Raw genomic sequence first — 24,636 nt, 5'->3', positions numbered from 1 at the left:
GGAGTTCCCCGGCGGGCGCTGCGAAGGAGTTCCACGACGCCCAGCCCATGACGGCTGGGTGATCGGCGGCGCTCGCGGTCCCGGTTCCCAGTTGACCTCCGGCGCCTTCCGCGTCAACCGGCGGATGGCGGAAAGCCGCGAACTAGCCCCAAGTCAGGAACCGGTAGTGCAGTCCGGTCGACGACTCCTGCCACTCCCCCGCGGAGTCCGGCGCCCGCCCGACCTCCGGCGCCCGGGTGTCGCCCTCGAAGGTCTCCCGGATCTCCGTCACCACGATCCGGTCCGCGAACGGCAGCGCCGCCCGGTACACCGCCGCCCCGCCGATCACCCAGCCGTCGCCGGACGCCGCGGCCAGCGCCGGTGCCAGGTCGGCGAACGTCTCGGCACCCTCCTGCGGCGCCGACGACAGCACGAGGTTGCGCCGGCCCGGCAGCGGGCGGAACCGCGGCGGCAGCGACTCCCACGTGCGGCGTCCCATGAGGACGGTCGCGCCCGACGTCAGCGTGCGGAAGTGTTTCAGGTCCTCCGGGAGGTGCCACGGCAGCGCGCCGTCGCGGCCGATGACGCCGTTCGCCGACTGCGCCCAGACCAGCCCGATCACACCGCCACCGGCGCTTTGATGCCGGGGTGCGGGTCGTAGCCGTCGAGCGCGATGTCGTCGTAGGTGTAGTCGAAGAGGCTGTCCGCCTGCTTGAGGCTCAGCGTGGGGAACGGCCGCGCGTCCCGGGCGAGCTGCTTGCGGACCTGCTCCTCGTGGTTGTCGTAGATGTGACAGTCGCCGCCGGTCCACACGAAGTCGCCGGGGCGCAGGCCGACCTGCTCGGCGATCATGTGCGTCAGCAGCGCGTAACTCGCGATGTTGAACGGCACGCCGAGGAACAGGTCCGCGCTGCGCTGGTACAGCTGACAGGACAGCTCGCCGTCGGCGACGTAGAACTGGAAGAACGCGTGGCACGGCGGCAGCGCCATCCGCGGGATGTCGGCGACGTTCCACGCCGAGACGATGATCCGCCGGGAGTCCGGGTTCTCGCGCAGCGTGCGCAGCACCTCGGCGATCTGGTCGACGTGCCCGCCGTCCGGGGTCGGCCACGACCGCCACTGGACGCCGTAGACCGGGCCGAGGTCGCCGTCCGGTGCCGCCCACTCGTCCCAGATCGTGACGCCGTTCTCCTGGAGCCACTCGACGTTGCCGTCGCCGCGCAGGAACCACAACAGCTCGTACGCGACCGAGCGGAAGTGCACCTTCTTGGTCGTGACCAGCGGGAACCCGTCGGCCAGGCGGTAGCGCAGCTGGTGCCCGAAGATCGACCGCGTGCCCGTGCCGGTCCGGTCCGCCTTGCGGGCGCCGGAGTCGAGAACATGACGGAGGAGGTCTTCGTACTGCGTGTCGGGCATGCCCGGGAGCCTAGACGAGCCGCTCCAGGTAGGCCCGGAGCATCGCCTTGAGCTGGTCGAGAAGTCCGGCGGCGCCCTCGGGGTCGGCGCGGAACGCCTCCTGGATGACGGCGTCGGCGGCGAGGAAGGCGGTGCGGCACGCCGTCGCGGCTTCCTCGTCGTCGCGGAGGACGCCCTGGGCGACGAGCACGCGGTGCACTCCGGTGGCCATCACGCGCTTGTGGGCGACGTCGGCTTCCCGCGTCGCCTCGGTGAGCCCGCGGCCCAGCCAGAGGGCCCGGAACCCGGGCTCGGCGCGGTAGAGCGCGGCGAACGCGTCGACGAGCAGGCCGACGGGATCGTCCCAGGTCTCCTTCGCCGCCTGATCCGCGAACGCCGTCATGAGGTCTTCCAGCCGGGCGAGGTAGCCGTCGGCCAGTGCCTCGGTGATGGCGTCGCGGTCCGGCAGGTACTGGTACAGCGTCCCGACGGAGACGCCGGCCGCGGCGGCGACCCGGGTCGTCGTCAGGGCCTCGACGCCCTCTTCGGCGAGCAGCCGGTCGGCGGCCTCGAGCACCCGCGCCAGCTTTTCGCGGGCCCGGGCCTGACGCGGTACGCGCCGCAGCATCGTTCGCTCCAAACCTGAACGTGACTTTGTTTCGCATTTATTCTAGCCTCGGGCGATGGCAGTGGGAAGTTCCGAACTCGACGACGCGCGGCGGGCGGTCGCCCGCGCCAGCAACGGCCTGGCCGGCGAGGGCCTGCTGATCGGCACGGCGGGCAACGTCAGCGTCCGGGCCGGCGAGCACGTGGCGGTGACCGCGACGGGGATCGTGCTGGGTGCGGCCACGCCGGACGACGTGACGGTCGTCGACCTCGACGGCACGGTCGTCGCCGGAGAGCTCACGCCGACGTCGGAACTCGAGCTGCACCTGGGGATCTACCGGCGCTACGACGTGGGCGCGGTCGTGCACACGCACTCGCCGCAGGCCACGGCGGTGTCGCTGGTGCTCGACGAGCTGCCCTGCGTGCACTACCAGCAGCTCGCGCTGGGCGGCTCGGTCCGGGTCGCGCCGTTCGCCGTGTTCGGGTCCGCGGAGCTGGCCGCCGGGACGCTCGCGGCGCTCGAGGGCAAGGCGGCGGCGCTGCTGGCCAACCACGGCGCGATCGCCCACGGGCCGACGCTCGACGCGGCGATGGACAACGCACTGCTGCTGGAGTGGGCGTGTGGCCTGTACGTCCGGGCGGCGGCGCTCGGCGCGCCGCGGGCACTGGACGAGTGGCAACAGGAAGCCGTCGTGACCGCGGCCGTGCGAACCGGGTACGGCCGGCCCCGGCGGATCGAGGACCGATGACGCAGACCGTCGTGACGCTGGGCGCGCATGTGTTCGACGTGCAGGTCCGGCCGGTCGAGACCATCCCGGAGGGCCAGGGCGCGGCGCTGGTGGAGCAGATCCGGTTCGGCCCGGCGGGGACGGCCGCGGGCACGGCGGTGACGCTGGCGAAGCTCGGTGCCTGGGTCCGGTCGGCCGGCGCGGTCGGCGACGATCCCATCGGTGACCTGCTGCTTTCGATGCTGGCGCAGTACGGCATCGACACGTCGCTGGTGCTTCGCCGATCGGGCGTGCAGACGTCGGCGTCGGTGCTCCCGATCCGCGCCGACGGCAGCCGGCCCGCGTTCCACGTGCCGGGCGCGAACCTGGGGTACGAGCCGTCGGAGGCTCCCGTCGCCGAAATCGCCCGCGCGACGCACCTGCACCTGGGCGGGCCGGAGCTGATGGGCGGTGCCGCGGCCGCGGCGATCCTGGTGCCGGCGCGGCTGTCCGGAGTCGTGACGTCGGCCGACCTGCTGGCACCCGGGGACCCGGGGGTGCTCGCCTGGCTCGATCCCGCTCTGTCCTCTTTGGACTACCTGCTGCCGAACGAAGAGCAGCTGCTGGGGTTGACGAGCGCGGTCTCGCCGGAGGACGGCGCCCGCGCGCTGCTGGAGCGCGGGGTCGGGTGCGTCGCGGTCACGCGGGGCGCGCGCGGGGCGTTGGTCGTCACCGCGGAGGAGACGATCGCGGTGCCGGCCTTCGCGGTCCCGGTCGTCGACACGACGGGCTGCGGCGACGCGTTTTCGGCGGGGTTCCTGCGAGGTGTCGGCCTGGGCCGCTCGCTGCGCGAGGCGGCCGTGCTGGGTTGCGCGGCGGCGGGCCTGGTCGCCCAGGGGCTGGGCAGCGACCACGGCGACTTCGACCTGGCGGCGGCCGACGCCTTCGCGGCTTCGACGCCGGTCCTCCCGACGCCCTGACCCCGCGCCCAGGGCGCGGCGATCCAGCGAGTGCAGTTTTCGTGCATCGCCACCCCTTGACTTGACGTTTTCCCGCATTCAAGATGCCTCTTGTGCAGAACGAAGGCAAAGCGGCCGAGCTGGACCGGCGGATCGTCGCCGCCCTCCAGCTCAACGGCCGGGCGTCCTGGGGCGCCGTCGCGCGCCACGTCGGCGCCAGCGAGTCCACCGTCCTCCGGCGCGCCGAAAAGCTCACCGAAAGCGGCCGGCTCCGGGTCATCGGTGTCGTCGACGTGCTCCGGTGCGGTCTCGGCGTGCCCGTCATCGCCCGCCTGAAGTGCCGCCCCGGCGCGGCCGGCACCGTCGCCGAAGCCCTCGCCGCCCGGCCCGACGTCCGGTACGCCACCGTGCTCGCCGGCAGCGCCGACTGCTCCGCCGAATTCGTCCTCCCCTCCTACGCCGACATCGCCGGCCTGCAGGAAAACGGCTTCCCCGCCGCCGAGGCCATCCGGGACGCCGAGACCTTCGCCGTCATGCGGACCTTCACCTCCAACCACGACTGGAACTCCGGCGAGCTGAGCCCCGAGGCCGCGAAAGAGCTGCGCGGCGGCGACGTCCGGCCGTTCGAGGAGCAGCACTGGGAGCGTCCGCCCGAACAGCTCGACGAACTCGACCTCGCGATCTGCGCCGCACTCGGCGAAGACGGGCGCCTGCCCTTCAAGGAAGTGTCCAAGCAGGTCGCCACCAGCGAGTCCACCGTGGCCCGCCGCGTCGACTCGCTCGTGCGCCGGGGCTGCCTGCGGTTCCGGACGCTCGCCGAGCCCGCGATGTTCGGCTATGCGCTGGAGTTCATGCTCTGGCTCTCGGTCGTCCCCGGCGAGCTGGACCGCGCGGGACAGCAGCTCGCCGCCCACCCCGGCACGAAGTACCTGAGCGCCACCACCGGCCGCTTCAACCTCGTCGGCCAGATCGTGCTGCGCCACTACGGGGAGCTCTACCGCCACACCACCGACGTCGTCGGCGCGCTGCCCGGGCTCCGGGAGGCCGACGTGACCCTGCAGGTTTCGACGCTCAAGCGCGCGTGGGCCCCGACGCCCGCCGCCAGCTTGGAGGACGCATGACGGAACAACCGTGGCAGTGGGACGAACAGACGTGGCGAGGGCACGTCGAGCACGTCCGCGCCGGACGCGCGCTGCGCCCGGCGTCGTGGCCCGGCGGTGCGAAGGTCGCCGTGGCCCTGTCCTTCGACTCCGACCACGAGACGCCCGCTCTGCGCGACGGCGACGTCCTGCCCGGCAAGATGGCGCAGGGCGAGTACGGCGCCCGCGTCGGCGTGCCGCGCATCCTGAAGCTGCTGCGCCAGCACAACGCTCCGGCGTCCTTCTTCATGCCCGCCGTGTCGGCCCTGCTGCACGACGGTGAAGTCAAGTCCTATGTGGACGCGGGACACGAAGTGGCCCTGCACGGCTGGATCCACGAACGCAACACCGCGCTCACCGAGACCGAGGAGCGCGACCTCGCCTTCCGTGCCGCCGACGTCCTGGAACGTCTGGCAGGCACCCGGCCGGTCGGGATCCGGACGCCGTCCTGGGACTTCTCCGCGCACACCCTCGCCATCACGCGCGAGCTGGGCCTGAAGTACGACTCGTCGCTGATGGCGGACGACGACTGCTACGAGATCCTCGAGCACGGCGAACCCACCGGCGTCGTCGAGCTGCCGGTCGAGTGGATCCGCGACGACGCGCCGTACTTCATGATGGACCGGTTCGCCTCGCTGCGGCCTTACACCCCGCCGCGCGGTGTGCTTTCGATCTGGCGCGACGAGTTCGACGCCGCCTACGCCGACGGCGGGATCTTCCAGCTCACCATGCACCCGCACATCATCGGCCACCGCTCGCGGATCGCGATCCTGGCCGAGCTCCTCGACCACATCTCCGGCCACGACGGCGTCTGGTTCGCCACGCACGCCCAGATCGTCGACCACGTCCTGCGGGAGCAACCATGACCACTGTGGACACCGTCGTCAGCCACCGCCTGACGGCCCGGCAACGCAAAGCGATCATCGCCGGCGCCGTCGGCAACACCGTCGAATGGGTCGACTGGGCCGTCTACGCCACGTTCGCCCCGGTCTTCGCCGGCCAGTTCTTCGCCGGTGGCAACCAAACCACGGCACTGCTGTCCACTTTGGCCGTCTTCGCCGTCGGGTTCGTCATGCGCCCGATCGGCGGCGCGGTGCTCGGTGCGTACGCCGACCGCAAGGGCCGCAAGAAGGGCCTCACGCTCACCATCTCGCTGATGGCCGGGGCGTCGATCGTCATCGCGCTGTGCCCGACGTACGCGGCGATCGGCGTGCTGGCCCCGATCGTGCTGCTGCTGGCCCGGCTCGTCCAGGGCTTCTCCGCGGGCGGCGAGTTCGGTTCGTCGTCGGCGTTCCTGATCGAATCGGCCGCGCCCGCACGGCGTGCGTTCGCCGGTTCCTGGCAGCAGGTTTCGGTCGGCCTGGGCTCGCTGCTGGCCGCGCTGATGGGCACGATCCTCAACTCGACGCTCTCCGACGCCGACCTGCGCGGCTGGGGCTGGCGGCTCGCGTTCGGCCTCGCCGGGCTGCTCGGCCTGGTCGGCCTGTGGCTGCGGGTCTCGGTGCAGGAGACCGAAGCGTTCACCAAGATCGCCGGGAAGCCGCGGCGCAACCCGGTGGTCGCGATGCTGCGCGACCACCCGAAAGCCGCGCTCCGCGTGGCGGGCGTGACCATCGCCGGGACGCTGATCTACTACGTGTGGGTCTCCTACATGCCGGCTTACGCGCACCTGTCCACCGGCATCCCGCTCAAGACGGCGCTGCTGGCGAACACCCTCGCCATGGTCGTGTTCATCGCGCTGCTCCCGTTCGGCGGGCTGCTGTCCGACCGGATCGGGCGCAAGGTGACGATGACGGCGTTCGCCGCCGGGTTCGTGGTGTTCGCCTGGCCCGCGTTCCACTTCCTGGGCAACAGCTTCTGGAGCGTGTTCGTCATCGAGCTGATCGGGCTGGTCCTGATCGTCGGGTATTCGGCGAACTGCGCGGTGATCATGGCCGAGCAGTTCCCGCCGGAGGTCCGCACCACCGGCATCGGCTTGCCGTACGCGCTCTCCGTGGCGATCTTCGGCGGTACCGCGCCGTACGTCACGACATGGCTGAACGCGAACCACCTCGGCAACCTCGTGTGGATATACGTCGCGGCGGCCGCGCTCATCGGCGTCGCGGTCTACCTCACCATGCCGGAGACCAAGGGCAAGGAGCTGTAGTGCGGACCGTGCTCGTCACCGGAGCCGGCGGCGGCATCGGCGCCGCGATCGCGCGGCGGTTCGCCGCCGCGGGCGACCGGCTGGTCCTGTCCGACCTCCGCGCGGCGGAACTGTCCACGGTGGCCGGTCAGCTGCCCACCGAGGTCGTCGAGCTGCCCGGGGACCTCGCCGACGCGGAGTACGCCGAAGGGCTGGTCGAGCGGGCCGGTCCGGTCGACGTCCTGGTCAACGCCGCCGGGATCTACCCCGCCACTCCCCTGCTCGACCTGACCGCGGCGATCTGGGACCGCGTGCAGGACGTCAACGTGCGGGCCGCGCTGCTCACGACGGTCGCCTTCGGACGCGCGCACGCCGAAGCCGGGACCGCCGGGGCGGTCGTCAACATCTCCTCGGGCGCGGCCACCCGGGCACGTCCCGGCGCCGCGCACTACGCGACGTCGAAGGCCGCACTGGAGATGGTCACCAAGGCCTGCGCGGTCGAGCTGGGCCCGCACGGCATCCGCGTGAACGCCGTGAGCCCGGGCTTCGTCACCGTCGACAGCGATGCGAACCCGGTCACCGAGGCCTACGCGGCGGCGGTGTCGGTGAACCCGCTCGGCCGGCGCGGTGAACCGCGCGAGATCGCCGACGCGGTGTTCTGGCTCGCCGGCCCCGAGGCCGGCTGGATCACCGGCGCCGTCCTGCGCGTCGACGGCGGGTCGACCGCGGGCGCGGCCGGGTTGCCGCTGCACTGGGCCGGGCGAACACCCGTGCAAGAAGGAGAGGAAACACATGTCTGACCTGCGCTCGTACACCGTGGTCGGGGGCGGCGCGATCGGCGGGACACTGGCGTTCCACCTCGCGCGGGCCGGGCACCCGGTGTCCATCGTGGACGCCGACCCGGCGCACGTGGCCGCGATCGCGGACCGCGGCCTCACGCTGCGCCGCCCCGACGGCGACGAAACCGTCGAGCTGCCCGCCTTCACCCCCGAAGCGGCCCCGCCGGTGTTCGGCCGGGTGCTGCTGGCCGTCAAGGCGCAGGCCACCGAGACGGTGCTGCCGTGGCTGACCCCGCGGCTCGCGCCGGACGGTTTCGTCGTCTCGCTGCAGAACGGGCTCAACGAAGCACTGATCGCGTCGCACGTCGGTCCGGAAAGGACGGTGGGAGCGTTCGTGAACCTGTTCGCCGACGTCGTCGAGCCCGGGGTCGTGCGCGACGGCGGGCTCGGCGCGCTGGTCGTCGGCGAGCCCGACGGACGGATCAGCGACCGCGTCGAGGAGGTCGTCGCGGACCTGCAGGCGTGGGGTCCGGCGAAGGCGACCGCCAACGTCGAAGGCTACCTGTGGGCGAAGCTCGGCTTCGGCGCGATGCTGACGACGACCGCGCTGGCCGACGCGCCCATGGCCGACCTGATCGACCGGCACCGGCCGCTGATGCACGCGCTCACCGCGGAGGTGTTCGCCGCGGCCGGCGACCGCGTCCTGGAGCCGTTCGACCGGTTCGACCCGGCGGCCTACCTGCCGGGCGCGCCCGGGCGCGAGGCGGCCACCGACCGCCTGGTCGCGTGGCTGCGGACCCAGCCCAAGGACCGCAGCGGCATCTGGCGCGACATCGCCGTCCGGCACCGCCCGGTCGAGGTCCACCACCACTACGCGCCCGTGCTCGCGGCGGCGGAGGTGCCCTTGCTGCGGGCGATGCTGACCCGGCTGCGCGATGTCGAGACCGGCGCCGCTCCGATGTCCGAAGACCACCTGACCGAACTGGAGCGAGCGCTGTGATCCGCGAACTGCACGAGTGGGTGCGCACGCACCGCGACGACCTCCTGGACGACGTCGCGACCTACGTCGGCATCGAGACACCCAGTGACGACAAGTCCGCCTTGGACCACGGACTGTCCTGGGTGGACGGCTGGCTGCGCGAACGCCTGGGTTCGCCGGGCACCGTCCGCGACGTCGACGGCGGGCCGTACGGCGACATCAAGGTCTACGACTTCCCCGGTGCCGGCGAGCCGGTGCTCCTGCTGTGCCACTACGACACGGTGTGGCCGCTCGGGACGCTCGCCGAGTGGCCGTTCACCGTGGACGGTGACCGCGCGACCGGGCCCGGGATCTTCGACATGAAGTCCGGCCTGGTGCACGCGGTGTGGGCGCTGCGCGCGCTCGACGCGGCCGGGCTGGCGCGCCCGGCCGTGCGGCTGGTCCTCAACGGCGACGAAGAGATCGGCAGCCCGGCGTCCCGCCCGGTGATCGAGGAAGCCGCCGCGGGCACTCGCGCGACGCTCGTGTTCGAGGCGAGCGCCGACGGCGCGGTCAAGACCGCGCGCAAGGGCGTCGGCCTGTTCCGGGTGCGCACGACGGGCGTCGAGGCGCACGCCGGGCTCGACCCGGCCAAGGGCGCGAGCGCGGTCGACGAGCTGGCGCGGGCGGTGCTCGCCCTGCACGGCCTGTCCGATCCGGACGCCGGCACCACGGTGAACGTCGGCGTGATCTCCGGCGGCACCCGGCAGAACGTGATCGCGGGCGCGGCGTCCGGCGAGATCGACGTCCGCGTGTCCAGCGCGGCCGAGGCGGCCCGCATCGACGCGGGCCTCGCCGCTTTGACGGCGCACGACTCCCGCGCGACGGTCGAGGTGACCGGCGGCTGGAACCGGCCGGTGATGGAGCGGTCGGACGCGATCGCGCGGCTCTACGAACTGGCCCGGGAGGAAGCGGCGGAACTGGGCGTCACGCTGCGGGAGTGTTCGGTCGGCGGCGCCAGCGACGGCAACTTCGTGGCGGCACTGGGCCACCCGGTCCTGGACGGCTTCGGCGCGGTCGGCGACGGCGCGCACGCCCGCCACGAGCACATCAGCGTCGAGGGGATGCTCGAACGGACGGCGCTGGCCGCCGCCGTCCTGCACCGGCTCGCCGGGTGACGGGTTTACCGCCGGTCGCCGCCGGGTAGTACTGCTCTCGTAACGCAACCAGTTGTTCAATGAGCGCAGTGAGGTGGGAGCAGTGCGGGACGCGCGGTCGGGGTGCCCGATCAACCTGTCGCTGGAAATCTTCGGCGACCGGTGGACGCTGCTCGTGCTGCGGGACGTCGTCTTCGGCGGGGCGCGGCACTTCCGCGAGCTGCTCGGCGGCGAAGAGCGGATTTCGTCGAACGTGCTCGCCGACCGGCTGGCGGTGCTCGTCGAGCACGGCCTGCTGACCCGGGCCGGCGATCCGTCGCACAAGCAGAAGGTCACCTACAGCCTGACCGAGCGCGCGATCGACCTGGTCCCGGTGCTCGTCCAGCTCAGCGCGTGGGGCGTCCGGCACCTGCCCGTGACCGACGAGTACGCCGCGCGCGCCGAGGTGCTCACCGCGGGCGGTCCCCCGCTGTGGGAAGCCTTCATGGACGAACTGCGCGAAACCCACCTCGGCACCGGCCGACGAACGGAGTGACCATGGAAACCCGGCTCGACGAACGGTTCAGCGACCCCGGCACGGAGGCCACCGGCTGGGCCGAGACGGTGAAAGCCCTGGAAGCGGCCCAGATCAGCTGGCTCACGACGGTGCGCGTCGACGGACGGCCGCACGTGACCCCGCTGGTCGCGATCTGGCTCGACGGCGCCCTGCACTTCGCGACCGGCGAAACCGAGCAGAAGTACCTCAACCTGACCGCGAACCCGAACGTCGTGCTGACCACGGGCCGCGACTCCTGGGACGACGCCCTGGACGTGACGGTCGAAGGCGTCGCCCGGCGCGTCACCGACCGGGCGAAGCTGGAGCGGCTCGCCGAAGCCTGGCTGGCCAAGTGGGACGGCAGCTGGGTCTACGAGGCGACGGACGAGGGTTTCCGGCAGGGCGGGCACGACGCGCTGGTCTTCGCGGTCGAGCCGGCGAAGGTGCTGGCTTTCGGCCGTCGCCGCTCGGCCACGGACACCTCCATGCTGTCCACTGTGGAGTTCACCCACACCAGCCACCGGCCCTGACCGAAGCGGATCAGGTCGGATCAGGCGCGGCGGAGCAGCCCGCGCCGCCGGGTCCGCAGCCGGCCGGCGACCGCGTCCTCCAGCAGGGCGCCGACCGTCTCGCGGGCGCACGCCTTGTTCGCGCCGATGCCGCCCGACGGGCCGCGCTTGATCCAGCCGGCCACGTAGGTGCCCGGCTCGACGCGGCCGGCCGTGTTCGGAACCGTCCCGGTGTCCTCGTCGAACGGCAGGCCCGACACCGGGACGCCGCGGAACCCGGCCGCCCGCACCACGCGGCCGGCAGTGATCTCGACGTCGCCGGTCACGCGGACGCCGCGGACCTCCGTGTCGCCGGTGAACGCGAGCGGGGCCGAGTGGAAGCGCAGGACGATCCGGCGCGCGCCGTCCGGCGGCGCCGTCGACCAGTCCACTTCTTCGCGCGGAACCCCGTGCAGCAGCGCGGCTTTCTCCCCCGGGACCGCGGCGTCGATCTCCGCCGCGACGCGCGGATCGTGCGCGTCGACGACGAGGTCGCCGCGCGCGGCGAGGGCCAGCAGCTCCGGCCGCGTGTAGGCGGCGTCCGCGGGGCCGCGGCGGGCCAGCAGCACGACCTCGCGCACCTTGCTCGACCGCAGCCGGGCGAGCGCGGCCGGCGCGATGGACGTGCCTTTCAGCGAATCCGGCGCGGCGGTGAGGATGCGGGCGATGTCCAGGGCGACGTTGCCGGTCCCCACCACGACCACCCGCTCGGCGGAGAGGTCGACGGCGTCCGGCCGCACGTCGGGGTGGCCGTTGTACCAGTTCACGACCGTGGCCGCGGCCAGGCTGCCGGGCAGGTCCTCACCGGGGACGTCCAGGCGGCGGGCCTCGGTGGCGCCGACCGCGTAGATGACCGCGTCGTGCCGTCCGGCCAGTTCGGGGCCGGCCTCGGTGCCCAGCCGCAACCGCAGGCGCGGGTGGTCGTGGAAGCGGGCGAACGTCTCGGCGATCTTCTTCGTCGACGGGTGGTCGGGCGCGACGCCGTAGCGGATCAGGCCGCCGGGCGTCGCCAGCCGGTCGATCAGCGTGACCCGGGAATTCGTGTGCAGCAACAGGTCTTCGACCGCGTACATGCCCGCCGGGCCGGTGCCGACGACCGCGACGTCCAAGGGCGCGAAGTCGCTCGGCAGGACGCGGCCGAACTCCGGTGGGGACCAGCGGTGGAAGTTCGGGGCGACGGTCGCTTCGGCAAGCACGTCGCGGCCTGCGTAGAACTCCGCGTTGATCTCCTCGTAGACCTTCAGCGGCCCGGTCAGGTCACCGGCCGGGAAGATCGCGTCGACCGGGCAGGCGTCGGCGCACGCGCCACAGTCGATGCAGGTCGCCGGGTCGACGTAGAGCATGTCGGTCGTCCCGAAATCCGGCTCGTCCGGCGTCGGGTGGATGCAGTTGACCGGGCACACCGTCACGCAGGACGCGTCGGCGCAGCAGGTCTGGGTGATCGCGAACGCCATGTCAGATCAGGTTGGCGCGCTTGTAGAACCACAGCGCCGGCTTGGTGAGCAGCCCGGCGGAGTGCAGGAACTCCATCAGCCCGGAGCAGCTCGAGCGCAGCATCGACTTGTGGTGCTCGTTGGCCTTCGCCTCGCGCCGGCCGCGCTTGCCGTCGAGCCCGGCGTTCTCGTAGACCTTGCCGTTGACCATGCTGCCGACGATGACGTAGGACGCGATCGCGACGACCAGCGCGTTGACCTGCCGCCGCACCCAGCCGGCGCCCTCGAGCCGCTGGCGGGTCTCCTCGCGCGCGAACTTCATGTGGCGCGACTCTTCGACGACGTGGATGTTGTTGATGGTGCGCACGAACGGGACGACGCGCTCGTCGCGCATCCAGTCGCGCTGCATCACGTCGAGGACCTCTTCGGCCACGAGGATCGCCGCGTAGGCCGCTTCACCGGTCGCGGTCGCCTTGAAGATCCGGCCGGCCTCGACGACGAACCGGCGTGGCCGGTACGCGGGCGCGCGCAGCTTCGCGGCGCCGCGGGCGAACATGATCGAGTGCCGGCATTCGTCGGCGATCTCCGTCAGCGCCCACTGGAAGGCGGGGTCGGTCGGGTCCTTCGCGTAGAAGTCCCGCAGGATCATCTGCTGCAGGATCATCTCGAACCAGATGCCGGTGCTGGCCACCGACGCCGCCTCCTGGCGGGTCAGCTCACGCTGCTGCTCCGGGGTCATCTCGGCCCAGTAGGACGTGCCGTAGAGCGTGCTCCACTCGGGGCTCGCGCCGTGGAAGCCCGTGTCCAGCGGCGTCTCCCAGTCGACCTCCTTGACGGGGTCGTAGGAGAGCTGCTCCGCCGAGTCCAGCAGCCGGCGCGCGGTGGTCTCGCGGTCCGAAAGCCCCGCAGTTCCCGCTTCGCGTTCGCTGATGCTGGTCATCGCCGACCTCCTCGACAGGTGTTACCCGAGTTCACTGTTACCAACCGTAACACATACTCGTTCCAGTGCACACCCGTCGGCTCGACGACCAGGATCAGGGCCGGGGACTCGTCACCGTCCCGCTTTGAACCACCCGCCTGCGTGAACCGGCTCGCCCACCGTCCGAGGTTCGGTGTACATTCGTTCACTCAATCGCGTCGAACGGCGGGAACCGGTGCATTCACGAAGCGACATCCCCACCCGGTCCGGGCCGTTCGGCTCCGGGCTGCTCGGGCCCCTCGACCAGGACGTCACCGTACTGCGGCGGCGCGTCCAGCGCCTGCTGACCGCCACCCTGATCAGCACGAACGTCATCGGCGCGCTGGTGGTCGTCGGGCTCGCGGCGCTGCTCATGCCCGCCCCGGGCATGTCCGGCGCCCTCGTGCGGGTCATGGCGGTCGCGGTGCCCGCCTACGTCGCGGCGGCGGTCGTCGTCGGCACCCTCTGGGGTACCCGCGGGGCGCTGCGGACCCTGCGCTGGGCCGCCGAAGGGCGCCACCCGACCGACGCCGAACGCGTCGCCAGCCTGCGCGTCCCCCTGCGTCTCACGCTCATGCAAGCGGTTCTGTGGGGCGTGGCGACGGTGGTGTTCGCCGCGCTGGCCGTGGTCGAGCAGCCCGCCGTCGCGCTGACCGTGTTCCTCGTCGTCGCGTTCGCGAGCGTCGTGGTGTGCGCGATCGCTTACCTCTTCGGCGAGTTCGCCCTGCGCCCGTATGCGGCCCGCGCCCTGGACGGGACCGCGCCCCCGCGCCCGCTCAGCGGCGGCGTCAACCTGCGGATGCTGTTGTTCTGGTGCCTGGGCACCGGGGTGCCGGTGGCCGGCCTGGTCGTCACGGCGGTGCTGGCCTGGGTGCGCGGCGACGTTTCGACGACGAAGCTCGCGGTGTCGGTGATCGCGCTCGGCCTGGTCGTGCTGTGTTTCGGCCTGCTGGTCACCGTGTTCACCGCCCGCGCGGTCGTCAACCCGATCACGTCGGTCCGCGACGCGCTGGGCCGCGTCCGGGCCGGCGACTTCGACGTGGCCATCCCGGTCTACGACGGCACCGAGCTGGGCCTGCTGCAGGCCGGGTTCAACGACATGACGGCCGGGCTGGCCGAGCGGGAACGGATGCGCGACCTGTTCGGCAGGCACGTCGGGCACGAGGTCGCCGTCGAGGCCATGCGCATGTCCGGGGACAGCACCGAGCTCGGCGGCACGGTGCGCACGGTGTCGGTGCTCTTCGTCGACCTGGTCGGCTCGACGGCGCTGGCCGCGAGCCGCCCGCCCGAGGAGGTGGTCGGCCTGCTCAACCGGTTCTTCGCGGTGGTGGTCGACGAGGTCGACCGGCACCACGGGCTGGTCAACAAGTTCGTCGGCGACGCCGCGCTGGCCGTCTTCGGGGCACCGGTGGCGCTCGCCGGCCACGCGACGTGCGCGCTGGCCGCCGGCCGCGCGATCGCCCGCCGGCTGGCGCTCGAGGTACCGGACGGCCCGGCCGGCATCGGCGTCGCGACCGGCGACGCGGTCGCGGGCAACGTCGGCGACCCGCGCCGGTTCGAGTACACGGTGATCGGCGACCCGGTCAACGAAGCCGCCCGGCTGACCGAGCTGGCGAAGAACGCCCCGGGCCGCCTGCTGGCGTCGTGGACGGCGGTCGAGGCCGCGGCGGCGGCGGAAGCGGACCGGTGGCGCGCGACCGAGGACGTCACCCTGCGCGGCCGCAGCCGCCCGACGACTCTGGCATCGCCCCGGCAGGAGGTCCGGGATGAGCCGGCTCCCGAGTCCCAGACGGTCGTGAGTGAGAAACAGGGTTAGAACCCTGTTTCTCACTCACGACCACGCCCAGCCAGCCGGCTGACGCCGCGGGTCCACGTGAACTTTCGGGCCCGGCCCCGGCACCCGCACCCCCGCCAGCACCGCACCCACCTCGTCGAGCCCGACCGTGGCGGCGACCAGCGGCCGTGGGTCGACCGCTGCGCCGGCGTACGCCGCGATCGTGTCGGCCAGGCCCGGAGACGCCGACAGGACTCCGACCGCCGTCACGTCCTTCAGCACCAGCGCGCGGGTGTCGAGCGTGCTCGGGCGGCCGGACAGTCCGATGTAGACGACCCGGCCGGCCGGTTCGACGAGGTCCACGGCCAGCGCGGGCAGGTCCGCGGCGCCGGTCGCGTCCACGACCGCGTCGAACGGCAGGTCCGGCAGGGTGGCGCGGGTCCAGACGTGCTCGAAGCCGAGGCCGCGCGCGAAGTCGCCTTCGCCCACACCCATGATGTGTACCTCGGCGCCCGCGGCCCGCAGGAACATCGCCGTCAGCAGCCCGATCGTGCCCGGGCCGAGCACGAGCGCCCGGTCGCCCGCACCCGCGCCGGCCGCTCGCGCCGCGCGCAACGCGTTGCCCCCTGGTTCGACGAGCGCGCCGAGCACGGCGTCGACCTCGTCGGGCAAGACGTGCAGCGACCACGCTGGGACGGCGAGCCGTTCGGCCAGCGCGCCGGGCCGTCCGCCGCGGATCCCGACTTCCTGGCGGTTCTCGCAGGTGTGCTGGTGGCCCCGCCGGCAGCGGCGGCAGGTCCGGTCGCCGAGCATCGTGTCGCCCATGACGCGCCGCCCGAGCCAGGCCGCGTCGACGCCGTCCCCCACGGCGGAAACCGTGCCCGCCCACTCGTGGCCCAGCCGCATCGGGTAGGCGGAGTGCCCCTGGTGCAGGTAGGCCATCTCGCCGGTGAAGAACTCGACGTCGGTGCCGCAGACCCCGGCCCGTTCGACGTCGACGACGACTTCGCCCGGTTCGGCGCGCGGGGCGGGGACCTCCTGGACGGCCCCTCGCCGGGGGCCGGTGAGCACGAAGGCCCGCATCGTCGAAGACATGGCTGCATGCTCGCACTCCCGCCGCGACCGAGCCGCCGGAGGCCGTTACCGAACACTTGCTATTTTCTTGACATCTGTCCATTATTGAGGGCATGCGGGCCGACTGGACGACCGAAGCCCCCGTCAAGGACCGGCGGGTGCGCCGATCGCGGGCCGCGTTGATGCGGGCCGCCGTCGACCTCGTGTCCGAACGGGACTCCGCCGGCGTCGCGGTCTCGGAGATCGCCGAGGCGGCCGACGTCAGCCGGCAGGTGCTCTACCAGCAGTTCGGCGACCGCGACTCGCTCCTGCTGGAAGCCGCGCTCGACCTCGTCCGCCGGGAGCTGATCGACGACCTCCCGGCCCCCGACGACGAACGGGCGTCGCTCCTCGCGCTGGCGCGGCACTTCGCCGCGCACCGGCGCTTCTACCGGGCCTTGCTGACCGGGGCCGCCGCGTTCGCGTTCACCGAGGCGATGACCGGCGTGTTCCTCCCGCTCAACCGGCGGCACCTCGGCCGCGCGTTCGGCGACGTCCTCGACCCGCGCGGGATCGAAGACCTGGCCACGTTCCTGACCGGCGGGGCCGGCGCCGTCGTCAACGCCTGGGTCGTCGACGGGCCGGATCCCCTCGACGCGAACGACTTCGCCGACCGGCTGATGCGGATCCGCTCGGTCATCACCTCGATGATCACGAAGGAGGCCGGCCGGTGATCAGCCGTCTCTTCGAGCGTCTGCTGAAGCTGCCCGCCCCGGCGACCCGGCGCCTGGTCGTCCAGCGCGACCTGCGGGTCCCGATGCCCGATGGCGCCGAGCTGCTCGCCGACCGGTGGGCGCCGCGTACGGGCGGGGACGGCCTGCCCACCGCGCTGCTGCGCAGTCCCTACGGCCGCAAGGGCGCGTTCGGCGCGCTCTTCGCCCGCCCGCTGGCGGAACGCGGCTTCCAGGTGCTGATCCAGAGCACCCGCGGCGGCTACGGTTCCGGCGGCGTCTTCGACCCGCTGCGGCAGGAGCGCGAAGACGGCCTCGCGACGCTCGACTGGGTCGTGCGGCAGCCGTGGTTCGGCGACGCGATGGTGCTCCTCGGCCCCAGCTACCTCGGCTTCGTCCAGTGGGCGGTCGCCGATCGCCTGCCACCGCAGGTCAAGGCGATGATCCCGCACGTCACCGAGTCCGGTCTGACGCTGGAGTTCCTGCGAGAGGACGGCTTTTCCCTCGAGACGCCGTTCGGCTGGGGCGTCCAGGTCGCCGTCCAGGAGCGCCGGTTCGGGCTGCTCCGGCAACGCGGCCAGGCGAGGAAGCTGGAGCGGGCACTGACCACGCTTCCGCTCGCCCAGGCCGACGTCGTCGCCATCGGCCACCGCTCGGACTACATCCAGGACATCCTGGCGCACACCGAAAACCACCCTCGCTGGGCGGCGATCGACCACCGGCCGCGCGTCGCCGACGTCACCGTGCCCGTGAGCTCGATCGGCGGCTGGTACGACATCTTCCTGCCCGGTCAGCTGCGCGACTTCCGGACGCTGCAGGACGCCGGACGGCATCCCCGGCTGACCGTCGGGCCGTGGACCCACGCCGGCCGGCCCGACCTGCTCGCCGGCGCGGGCCTCACCATCCGGGAGGCCGTCGAGTTCGGGCTCGCGCATTCCCGGGGCGAGGAGCCGCCGGAGCGCGCACCCGTCCGGCTGTTCGTCATGGGCGAGGAAGCCTGGCGCGACTTCGCGTCCTGGCCGCCGGAAGGCTATGCGCCCCAACGGTTCCACCTCCAGCCCGGCGGCGCGCTGGCGACCGAAGCGCCCACCGAGTCGGAGCCCGGCCGCTACCGCTACGACCCGGCGGACCCGACGCCCGCGGCCGGCGGCGTGCGGATGGCCCCGGACGCCGGCCGGGTCGACAACGCGGCCCTGGAAGCCCGCGCCGACGTCCTCACCCACACCACGGCCGTGCTCGACGACGACGTCGAAGTCATCGGCGACGTGACCGCGGAGATCTGGTTCCGCAGCAGCCTGCCGTTCGCCGACGTGTTCGTCCGGCTCTGCGACGTCGATCCCGCCGGTCGGTCGGTCAACATCTGCGACGGCCTCACCAGCCTGACCGGCGCCGACGAACTGGCCGCGGTGACCGTGCGGATGTGGCCGACGGCGCACCGGTTCCGGCGCGGGCACCGCATCCGCGTCCAGGTGTCGAGCGGCGCGTTCCCCCGCTTCGCCCGCAATCCCGGCACCGGCGAGTCCCACGCCACCGCGACGACGCTGCGCGCCGCGGACCAGGAGGTCCACCACGACCCGGCCCACGCGTCGGCGATCGTGCTCCCGGTGCGCTCCTGAGCCACGGGCGGTTATTTTCCCGATTTCCCGCTACACAGCGAAAACAACGCACGATGGCCTGAAAAACAATTTCCGGCGACACCCCGCGAATCCTGTAACGCGTTCCGGGAAAACCCGACTTACGCGATGTTTCCGGCCGCCGGGGAGGCATTGTGGACGTGCAGACGGACCGACAGTCCGAACAGGAGCGAGCCGCGGCCGCGCGCGCCGCCGAGCGGACCGGGGCCCGGCGGGCGAAGATCGCCTTGCTGCGCAAGCCCGGCGGCATCGCCGAGGCCGACGAGCCCAGCCGCGTCGCCACCCGGATCGACCGGCTCGGCCGCTACTACCCCGACGTGCGGCCGGTGAACCCGGCGGCCATCGCGGCCGGTGACCCGAAGGCGATGGCGGACGCCGGGGCGATCCTCGAACGGATCGTGCTCACCGACGACCTCCTCGGCGTGGGCTACCTCGAAGGCGGTGTCACGGCGTCGGCCGCGATCGGGCGGGTCAACATCCGCGACGGCCGCGGCCGGCTCACCGGCTACGGCACCGGGTCGATGATCTCCCCGGACCTGCTGCTCACCAACCACCACGTGCTGCCGGACGCCGCGACGGCCGGGTCGAGCGTCATCGAGTTCGACTACCAGGACGGCGTCGACGGCCTGCCCCGGCCGGTGCGCGCGTTCGGGCTCGACCCGGACCGCTTCTTCGTCGCCGACGAGACTCTCGACTTCGCGCTCGTCGCCGTGAAAGCGTCCGCGGACGAGCTGCGGCCGTTCGGGTTCAACCGGCTGATCGGCAGCGAGGGCAAGGCGATCGTCGGCGACTTCGTCACCATCATCCAGCACCCGCGCGGCGGCAAGAAGCAGGTGGCGCTGCGGGAAAACCGGATCGTCGACGTCCTGGAAAAGTTCCTGCACTACGAAACCGACACCGAACCGGGGTCCTCGGGCTCGCCGGTGTTCAACGACCAGTGGGAGGTCGTCGCGCTGCACCACGCCAGCGTCCCGGCCGAAGGACACGCGGAGTACGGCGGTTACCTCAACGAGGGGATCCGTGTCAGCCGGCTGCTGGAGTTCCTGCGCGGGCAGCGGTTCACCCCGGACCGGCAGGCCCTGCTCGACCGGCTCGCCACCCGGCCCGAGCGCGGCACACCAGCCCGGCCGGTCCCCGACGGCACCGCGCAGCCGCTCACTTTGACGCTGCCGGTCGACATCCGGCTGCGCGCCGAACCGCCCGCGGCGCCGGAGTCCATCCGGATCGACCCCGACTACTCGAACCGCGAGGGCTACGACCCCGACTTCCTGCCCGGGCACACCGTGCCGCTGCCCGGCCTGTCCGACGCGCTCGCCGCGCTGGCCGCGACCAACCGGCAGGCGGCGGCCGAACCGCGGTACGTCCTGCCCTACCACCACTTCAGCGTCGTCCTGAACAAGGTGCGGCGCCTGGCCTTCTTCACCGCCGTCAACATCGACGGCCGCACCAGCCAGCCGTTGCGGCGCGAGGCGGACCGGTGGTCGCTCGACCCGCGCGTCGACCCCGGCGAGCAGGTCGGCGAGGAGATCTACCGGGCCAACCCGCTCGACCGCGGGCACCTGGTCCGCCGCCTGGACCCGGCGTGGGGCGCGACGGCCGCGATCGCGCAGCTCGGCAACGACGACACGTTCCACTTCACGAACTGCTCACCGCAGCACGAGGACTTCAACCAGAACAAGACCACGTGGGCCGGGCTCGAGGACTACGTGCTGAACAACGCGGACAACCACGACCTGAAGGTGAGCGTGGTGACCGGCCCGGTGCTCGCCGAGGACGACGACCGGTACCGCGGCGTCCAGCTGCCGCGGCAGTTCTGGAAGGTCGTCGCGATGGTCAAGGCCGACGGCACGCTCTCGGCGACGGCGTACCTGCTGAGCCAGGAGGAGCTCATCCACGGCTTGGAGGTCGCGGGCGAGTTCGACTACGGCGCCTACCGCACGTACCAGGTCCCGGTGCGCCGGATCGCCGACCTCACCGGCCTGTCGTTCGGCGCGCTCACCGACGCCGATCCGTTGGAGCGCCTGGAATCGACCGGCGCGGTGCGGGAGATCGGGGACGTCGACGACCTGCTGCTATGACCACGGCGTCACCGGACGCGGCAGGCGCTCGCCGTCCAGGACGACGTCCACGCGTTCGGTGAGGAAGGCGATGTACCCGGCGACGTCCCGCGCGTCGGACAACGGCTCGTCGTAGGTCCAGGCGAGATCGCGGTGCGCGCCCACCGACCAGTAGCTCGCGTGGCCCTTGTAGGCGCAGGTGGTGCGCGTGTCCGACGGCGTGAGCAGGTCCATCCGGACGTCTTCGCGCGGCAGGTAGTAGCGGGTGGTGATGCCGGTTTCGAACAGCAGGCGGGGCGCGGCCGAGTCGGCCACGACGACGCCGTCCACCTCGATCCGCACCCGGCTGTCACTGCGCCGGACGTCGATGCGCGCGAACGGGTCCCGCGGGTGGCCGACGATCGGTTCGGCCTCCTCGAGCCACTCGTCGAAGGCCGCGAAGTCGAGGACGGCGTGCTGCGCCAGGTCGTCGTCGGCGGGCCGGAAGCCCGCGCCCGGCAGCGTCACGCCGTCGCTGTCGAGGGTCAGCGGCTCGCCCGGGCAGGTGTGCACGGCGAAGGCGGTCCGCGGGTCGAGGACCGGCGGGCCGCCTTCGGCGAGCTGGACCGGGTGTTCCGGTGCCGACGCGTCGTCCGACGGGGTCAGCGTCGCGCGGAGGTCCGGCAGGGGGAAGGCGTAGGACGGGACGACCCTCTTCGGTTCCCAGACCAGCACGGCCCGCCGCGAGTCGGCGAACGTCCGTCCACCCGCGACGGCGCGGACGCGCTTGGCCACCGGTTCGTACCGCAGTTCGGCCAGGTCACCGGTGAACCGCGCGCCCATGCGTGTCGCCATGGATCCCACGATCCGCGCCGGCGGGCGGTGCCGTCAACACCCGCCCGGGCCACCCGCGGTGGTCTTACCCGGCCGGGCCGAGCCAGGTCGTCATCGCCTCGCGAAGGTCGTTCTCGTCCAGCTCGCCGACCGAAGCCCACGCCAGATACCCGTCCGGCCGCACCAGCGCCGCCAGCCGCTGGTCCGGGAACGCCAGCGGCCGCGCCGTCTCCACACGGACGCGGCTCCCCCACTCCGCGGCCACCGTCGCCGCACCGCGCCCCGGGCCGCGAGCGGCGGCCGCTGGGCCGGGCCGCACCACCTCCGGCTGCGCTGGGCTGGCCGGGCTGGGCCGCACCACCGCCGGACCGGGCGGCGCCGGATCGCGAACAGCGCCGCGGCTCGCCGGTCGGGCCGGAGCCGCGCGGGGTTGGCCATCCGTCACCCCGGATTCCGCCCGGTGAGGATGTCGAACGCGTGCTGCCGGTGGGTAGCGAAGAGTTCCAGGGCCGCGTCCCGGTCGCCGGCCCGCAGGGCGTCGGCGAGCTGCCGGTGTTCGGCCGGGATGCCCGCCAGGTAGCCGTCCGTGTCGACGCCGATCCGGGTCAGCAGGAACAGGTGGACCTGCGAGCGGATCGCCTCCCACGCCTCGCCCAGGCGCCGGTGTCCCGCGGCCGCGTAGATCGCGTCGTGGAACGCGAGGTCGCAGCGCACCATCTCGTGCTCGTCCGCCGCCCGTTCCATGCTCGCCACGGCGGCGTCGACCGCGTCGAGGCCCGGTGCGCGGTCGATCACCAGCCCGACGGCGAGCTGCTCCAGCGCGGCCCGCAGGCTGTCCAGCTCGGCGACGTCCACTTCGGACAGTGACGTCACCGTGGTGCCCCGGTGCCATTCGCCGCGCACGAGCCCCTCGCGCTCCAGCTTGAGCAGCGCCTCCCGCACCGGCCCGCGGCTGACGCCCAGCGCTTCCGCCAGCTCCACCTCGCGCAGCTGGCTTCCCGGCGCGTACGTCCCGTCGAAGATCGCGTCGCGGATGCGGTCGGCCACCTCGTCGGCGAGCCCGCGCCGGCGTGCGGGAGCCACTTGAGCACTCATGTCCTAATGTTAACATTCAGACATGATCATCCCCCGCTTCCACCTCGCCATGCCGGTCGACGACCTGGCCGCTGCCCGCCGCTTCTACGGCGAAGTCCTCGGCCTCGCCCAGGGCCGCAGCGCCGGCACCTGGGTCGACTGGAACTTCCACGGCCACCAGTTCGTGACGCACCTGGCGCCCGGACGGCCCCAGCGCGTCCACAACCCCGTCGACGGCCACGACGTGCCGGTTCCGCACTTCGGCCTGATCCTCGAGGTCGACGAGTTCAAGGCGCTCGCCGAGCGGTTGCGGGCGGCCGGGACCGAGTTCGTGATCGAGCCGTACGTCCGCTTCGAGGGTCAGCCCGGCGAGCAGTGGACGATGTTCCTGCTCGACCCCGCCGGCAACGCGCTGGAGTTCAAGGCCTTCGCCGACGACTCACAGGTCTTCGCGGTCTGACGATCCCCGCAACGATCCCGGGTGCGCCTTCGCGGCCGGGTCGCGCCGGGTCTTGACCAGGCTGGCGACCGTCACGACGGCCAGGACGCCGATGATCACCGCGAGGCTCACCGGTGTGGCGATCTCCGGGACGCGGGCATCGATGTCGACGTGCGCCCAGTGCAGGATCAGCTTCACCCCGATGAACGCGAGGATGACCGCGAGCCCGGCGGAGAGGTACACGAGCCGGTCGAGCAGGCCCTTCACCAGGAAGTACAGGGCCCGCAGGCCGAGCAGCGCGAACGCGTTCGCGGCGAACACGACGTACGGCTCGTCGGTGACGCCGAAGACCGCCGGGATCGAGTCCAGGGCGAACAGCAGGTCGACGCCGCCGATCGCGACCAGGACCACCACCAGCGGCGTCACCATCCGGCGGCCGGAGACCCGGGTGAGCAGCCGGCCGCCGTCGTAGGCGTCGGACACCGGCAGCAGGCGGCGGGCCGTCCGGACCACGACGTTGTGCTCGATGTCGGGGTCGGCGTCGCGGTGCCGGAACAGCTGCACGCCGGTGTAGATCAGCAGCAGCCCGAAGAGCAGGAACATGAACGAGAACAGCGAGAGGAGCGTCGCGCCCACCAGGATGAAGATCGCCCGCATCACGAGCGCGAGGATGATCCCGAACGTGAGCACCTTGTGCTGGTGCTCCTCGGGAACGGCGAACGTCGTCATGATGATCACGAACACGAACAGGTTGTCGACCGACAGGCTCTTCTCGACGATGTAGCCGGCGAAGTACTCGGTGCCGAGCTCACCGCCGTGGGCCAGCGTCAGCCAGACGCCGAAGGCGACCGCGACCAGGATGTAGCCCACCGACCAGGCGACCGCCTCGCCGAACCCGACCCGGTGCGGCCGGAGCGCGGCGACGACGAGGTCGACCGCGAGCAGCGCCAGCACGACGCCGATGGTGACCACCCAGGTGCCGACGCCCATCCGCTCCCCCGCTCCCGTGCCTGCCGCGATCGTAGGGCGCGGGCCGCGAACGCGCACCAGGAGTCCACAGTGGACGGATCAGCCGAGGTGCGCCGCCGCCAGCTCGGTGTGCGGGTCGAGCTCGAGGCCGCCGGCGCGCAGGGTGTCGTCGACGATCCGCCAGACCCAGTGCGCCAGCAGCGCGGCCAGCTCGGCGCGGTCGACGCCGCGCGGATTCTCCAGCCAGCGCGAGGTGCTCGACTCCACCAGGCCGACCAGCCCGTAGGCGACCGCTTCGCAGACGCGGGTGTCCACTCCGAACAGTCCGAGGTAGTGCTCGAACACCACGGTCAGCTGCCGCGCGATCGCGGACTTGCCGTCGGCGAAGACGTCGCGGGTGCCCGACAGCGCGTGCTTGGTCAGGTAGCGGTAGAGAGCTCCGTGCTCGGCCAGCCAGCGGGTGTGCGCGCCGATCGCCGCGCGGATCAGCTCCATCGGCGTGCCGCTCGGGTTCCACAGCGGCGCGAACTCCGCGGTGACCAGCTCCGCGACCCGGACGGCGATCGCGTGCTGCAGGTCGGCGGCGCCGTCGAAGTGGCGGTACAGCCGCGTGCGGGCGACACCGGCTTCGTCGGCGATCTGCTCGGTGGACACCTCGGGTCCGTGCCGCGCGATCGCGCGCAGGCCCGCTTCGACGAACTCGCTGCGACGGCGGTCGCGCTGGCCGGCCCACCGCGCGGCCCGGCCGTCGGGCGGTCGCGGCGTGTCCGTCGATGTCATCGGCGGGATTCTAGTGGTGGAGTGTCGCGGCGGG

The 24,636-nt window shown here is 72.5% G+C and carries 26 protein-coding genes; 15 read left to right on the top strand and 11 right to left on the bottom strand.

Annotated elements, in window-relative coordinates; all coding sequences use genetic code 11:
* Window positions 1–142: 142 nt before the first annotated feature.
* The 3 genes from AA23TX_RS16145 to AA23TX_RS16135 are packed head-to-tail and all read right to left on the bottom strand — an operon-like array spanning window position 143 to window position 2,002.
* Entirely contained in the window at window positions 143–601 is a 459-nt protein-coding gene (locus tag AA23TX_RS16145; RefSeq protein WP_155543334.1) for a dihydrofolate reductase, read from the bottom strand.
* Window positions 598–1,395: a thymidylate synthase gene (locus AA23TX_RS16140; RefSeq protein WP_155543333.1), complete on the bottom strand. Its 798-nt coding sequence runs from the start codon at window positions 1,393–1,395 to the stop codon at window positions 598–600. The genes AA23TX_RS16145 and AA23TX_RS16140 overlap by 4 nt, the downstream gene beginning before the upstream one ends.
* 10 nt (window positions 1,396–1,405) lie before the next feature.
* On the bottom strand, window positions 1,406–2,002 hold the full coding sequence (locus tag AA23TX_RS16135; RefSeq protein ID WP_155543332.1) for a TetR/AcrR family transcriptional regulator: 597 nt from the start codon (window positions 2,000–2,002) through the stop codon (window positions 1,406–1,408).
* Window positions 2,003–2,057: 55 nt separating this feature from the next.
* On the opposite strand from AA23TX_RS16135, the gene AA23TX_RS16130 reads away from it, so the two are divergent.
* From AA23TX_RS16130 to AA23TX_RS16090, 10 genes are all read left to right on the top strand, one after another.
* Window positions 2,058–2,729, top strand: a complete 672-nt coding sequence (locus AA23TX_RS16130; protein ID WP_155543331.1) for a class II aldolase/adducin family protein — start codon at window positions 2,058–2,060, stop codon at window positions 2,727–2,729.
* Entirely contained in the window at window positions 2,726–3,667 is a 942-nt protein-coding gene (locus tag AA23TX_RS16125; protein ID WP_155543330.1) for a carbohydrate kinase family protein, read from the top strand. The genes AA23TX_RS16130 and AA23TX_RS16125 overlap by 4 nt, the downstream gene beginning before the upstream one ends.
* Window positions 3,668–3,759: 92 nt before the next feature.
* Window positions 3,760–4,767: an Lrp/AsnC family transcriptional regulator gene (locus AA23TX_RS16120; RefSeq protein ID WP_155543329.1), complete on the top strand. Its 1,008-nt coding sequence runs from the start codon at window positions 3,760–3,762 to the stop codon at window positions 4,765–4,767.
* On the top strand, window positions 4,764–5,651 hold the full coding sequence (locus AA23TX_RS16115; protein ID WP_155543328.1) for a polysaccharide deacetylase family protein: 888 nt from the start codon (window positions 4,764–4,766) through the stop codon (window positions 5,649–5,651). The genes AA23TX_RS16120 and AA23TX_RS16115 overlap by 4 nt, the downstream gene beginning before the upstream one ends.
* Window positions 5,648–6,931 carry an MFS transporter gene (locus AA23TX_RS16110; RefSeq protein ID WP_155543327.1) on the top strand — a complete coding sequence of 428 codons (1,284 nt, stop codon included), beginning with the start codon at window positions 5,648–5,650 and terminating at the stop codon, window positions 6,929–6,931. Before AA23TX_RS16115 ends, AA23TX_RS16110 begins: the two co-directional genes overlap by 4 nt.
* A complete protein-coding gene (locus AA23TX_RS16105) occupies window positions 6,931–7,710 on the top strand; it encodes an SDR family NAD(P)-dependent oxidoreductase (RefSeq protein ID WP_155543326.1) in 780 nt (259 codons plus the stop codon). Before AA23TX_RS16110 ends, AA23TX_RS16105 begins: the two co-directional genes overlap by 1 nt.
* Window positions 7,703–8,689 carry a ketopantoate reductase family protein gene (locus AA23TX_RS49595; RefSeq protein ID WP_196425344.1) on the top strand — a complete coding sequence of 329 codons (987 nt, stop codon included), beginning with the start codon at window positions 7,703–7,705 and terminating at the stop codon, window positions 8,687–8,689. Before AA23TX_RS16105 ends, AA23TX_RS49595 begins: the two co-directional genes overlap by 8 nt.
* Window positions 8,686–9,825, top strand: a complete 1,140-nt coding sequence (locus tag AA23TX_RS49590) for a M20 family metallopeptidase (RefSeq protein ID WP_196425343.1) — start codon at window positions 8,686–8,688, stop codon at window positions 9,823–9,825. The genes AA23TX_RS49595 and AA23TX_RS49590 overlap by 4 nt, the downstream gene beginning before the upstream one ends.
* 82 nt (window positions 9,826–9,907) lie before the next feature.
* A complete protein-coding gene (locus tag AA23TX_RS16095; protein WP_155543325.1) occupies window positions 9,908–10,339 on the top strand; it encodes a winged helix-turn-helix transcriptional regulator in 432 nt (143 codons plus the stop codon).
* 2 nt (window positions 10,340–10,341) lie between these two features.
* Window positions 10,342–10,869, top strand: coding sequence for a pyridoxamine 5'-phosphate oxidase family protein (locus AA23TX_RS16090; protein ID WP_155543324.1), 528 nt, complete (start codon window positions 10,342–10,344; stop codon window positions 10,867–10,869).
* Window positions 10,870–10,889: 20 nt separating this feature from the next.
* Here AA23TX_RS16090 and AA23TX_RS16085 read toward each other — a convergent pair whose 3' ends face one another.
* Window positions 10,890–12,341, bottom strand: a complete 1,452-nt coding sequence (locus AA23TX_RS16085) for an FAD-dependent oxidoreductase (RefSeq protein ID WP_155543323.1) — start codon at window positions 12,339–12,341, stop codon at window positions 10,890–10,892.
* Between the two features lies 1 nt (window position 12,342).
* Window positions 12,343–13,260, bottom strand: coding sequence for an AurF N-oxygenase family protein (locus AA23TX_RS16080; RefSeq protein WP_155543322.1), 918 nt, complete (start codon window positions 13,258–13,260; stop codon window positions 12,343–12,345).
* Between the two features lie 214 nt (window positions 13,261–13,474).
* Between AA23TX_RS16080 and AA23TX_RS16075 the strand changes: the two genes are divergently transcribed.
* Window positions 13,475–15,094: an adenylate/guanylate cyclase domain-containing protein gene (locus tag AA23TX_RS16075; RefSeq protein WP_230862518.1), complete on the top strand. Its 1,620-nt coding sequence runs from the start codon at window positions 13,475–13,477 to the stop codon at window positions 15,092–15,094.
* 15 nt (window positions 15,095–15,109) lie between these two features.
* Here AA23TX_RS16075 and AA23TX_RS16070 read toward each other — a convergent pair whose 3' ends face one another.
* A complete protein-coding gene (locus tag AA23TX_RS16070; RefSeq protein ID WP_155543321.1) occupies window positions 15,110–16,147 on the bottom strand; it encodes a zinc-dependent alcohol dehydrogenase in 1,038 nt (345 codons plus the stop codon).
* A 92-nt stretch (window positions 16,148–16,239) separates the two neighbouring features.
* On the opposite strand from AA23TX_RS16070, the gene AA23TX_RS16065 reads away from it, so the two are divergent.
* From AA23TX_RS16065 to AA23TX_RS16055, 3 genes are all read left to right on the top strand, one after another.
* The gene (locus AA23TX_RS16065) at window positions 16,240–16,839 is read left to right on the top strand and encodes a TetR/AcrR family transcriptional regulator (RefSeq protein ID WP_155543320.1); all 600 of its coding nucleotides are present in this window, start codon (window positions 16,240–16,242) and stop codon (window positions 16,837–16,839) included.
* Complete coding sequence (locus tag AA23TX_RS16060; protein WP_155543319.1) at window positions 16,836–18,452, top strand: CocE/NonD family hydrolase; 1,617 nt, start codon at window positions 16,836–16,838, stop codon at window positions 18,450–18,452. Before AA23TX_RS16065 ends, AA23TX_RS16060 begins: the two co-directional genes overlap by 4 nt.
* Before the next feature lie 158 nt (window positions 18,453–18,610).
* Window positions 18,611–20,548, top strand: a complete 1,938-nt coding sequence (locus tag AA23TX_RS16055; RefSeq protein ID WP_230862517.1) for a DNA/RNA non-specific endonuclease — start codon at window positions 18,611–18,613, stop codon at window positions 20,546–20,548.
* Here AA23TX_RS16055 and AA23TX_RS16050 read toward each other — a convergent pair.
* The 3 genes from AA23TX_RS16050 to AA23TX_RS16040 all read right to left on the bottom strand — a co-directional run bounded on the left by AA23TX_RS16050 (window position 20,543) and on the right by AA23TX_RS16040 (window position 22,435).
* Window positions 20,543–21,361 (bottom strand): DUF427 domain-containing protein, encoded by an 819-nt coding sequence (locus AA23TX_RS16050; RefSeq protein ID WP_230862516.1) that lies wholly within the window; start codon window positions 21,359–21,361, stop codon window positions 20,543–20,545. The two genes, AA23TX_RS16055 and AA23TX_RS16050, sit on opposite strands and share 6 nt — an antisense overlap.
* Window positions 21,362–21,425: 64 nt before the next feature.
* Window positions 21,426–21,659, bottom strand: a complete 234-nt coding sequence (locus AA23TX_RS16045; protein ID WP_338422497.1) for an aromatic-ring hydroxylase C-terminal domain-containing protein — start codon at window positions 21,657–21,659, stop codon at window positions 21,426–21,428.
* Between the two features lie 122 nt (window positions 21,660–21,781).
* A complete protein-coding gene (locus AA23TX_RS16040; protein ID WP_155543316.1) occupies window positions 21,782–22,435 on the bottom strand; it encodes a GntR family transcriptional regulator in 654 nt (217 codons plus the stop codon).
* Window positions 22,436–22,457: 22 nt separating this feature from the next.
* On the opposite strand from AA23TX_RS16040, the gene AA23TX_RS16035 reads away from it, so the two are divergent.
* Complete coding sequence (locus AA23TX_RS16035; RefSeq protein ID WP_155543315.1) at window positions 22,458–22,874, top strand: VOC family protein; 417 nt, start codon at window positions 22,458–22,460, stop codon at window positions 22,872–22,874.
* Here AA23TX_RS16035 and AA23TX_RS16030 read toward each other — a convergent pair.
* The gene (locus AA23TX_RS16030) at window positions 22,854–23,843 is read right to left on the bottom strand and encodes a TerC family protein (protein WP_155543314.1); all 990 of its coding nucleotides are present in this window, start codon (window positions 23,841–23,843) and stop codon (window positions 22,854–22,856) included. The genes AA23TX_RS16035 and AA23TX_RS16030 overlap by 21 nt on opposite strands.
* 78 nt (window positions 23,844–23,921) lie before the next feature.
* Window positions 23,922–24,602: a TetR/AcrR family transcriptional regulator gene (locus AA23TX_RS16025; RefSeq protein ID WP_155543313.1), complete on the bottom strand. Its 681-nt coding sequence runs from the start codon at window positions 24,600–24,602 to the stop codon at window positions 23,922–23,924.
* Window positions 24,603–24,636 lie beyond the last annotated feature (34 nt).

The organism is Amycolatopsis camponoti (assembly GCF_902497555.1).
Classification (GTDB): Bacteria; Actinomycetota; Actinomycetes; order Mycobacteriales; family Pseudonocardiaceae; genus Amycolatopsis; species Amycolatopsis camponoti.
This window is presented reverse-complemented; position numbering and strand designations above follow the sequence as displayed.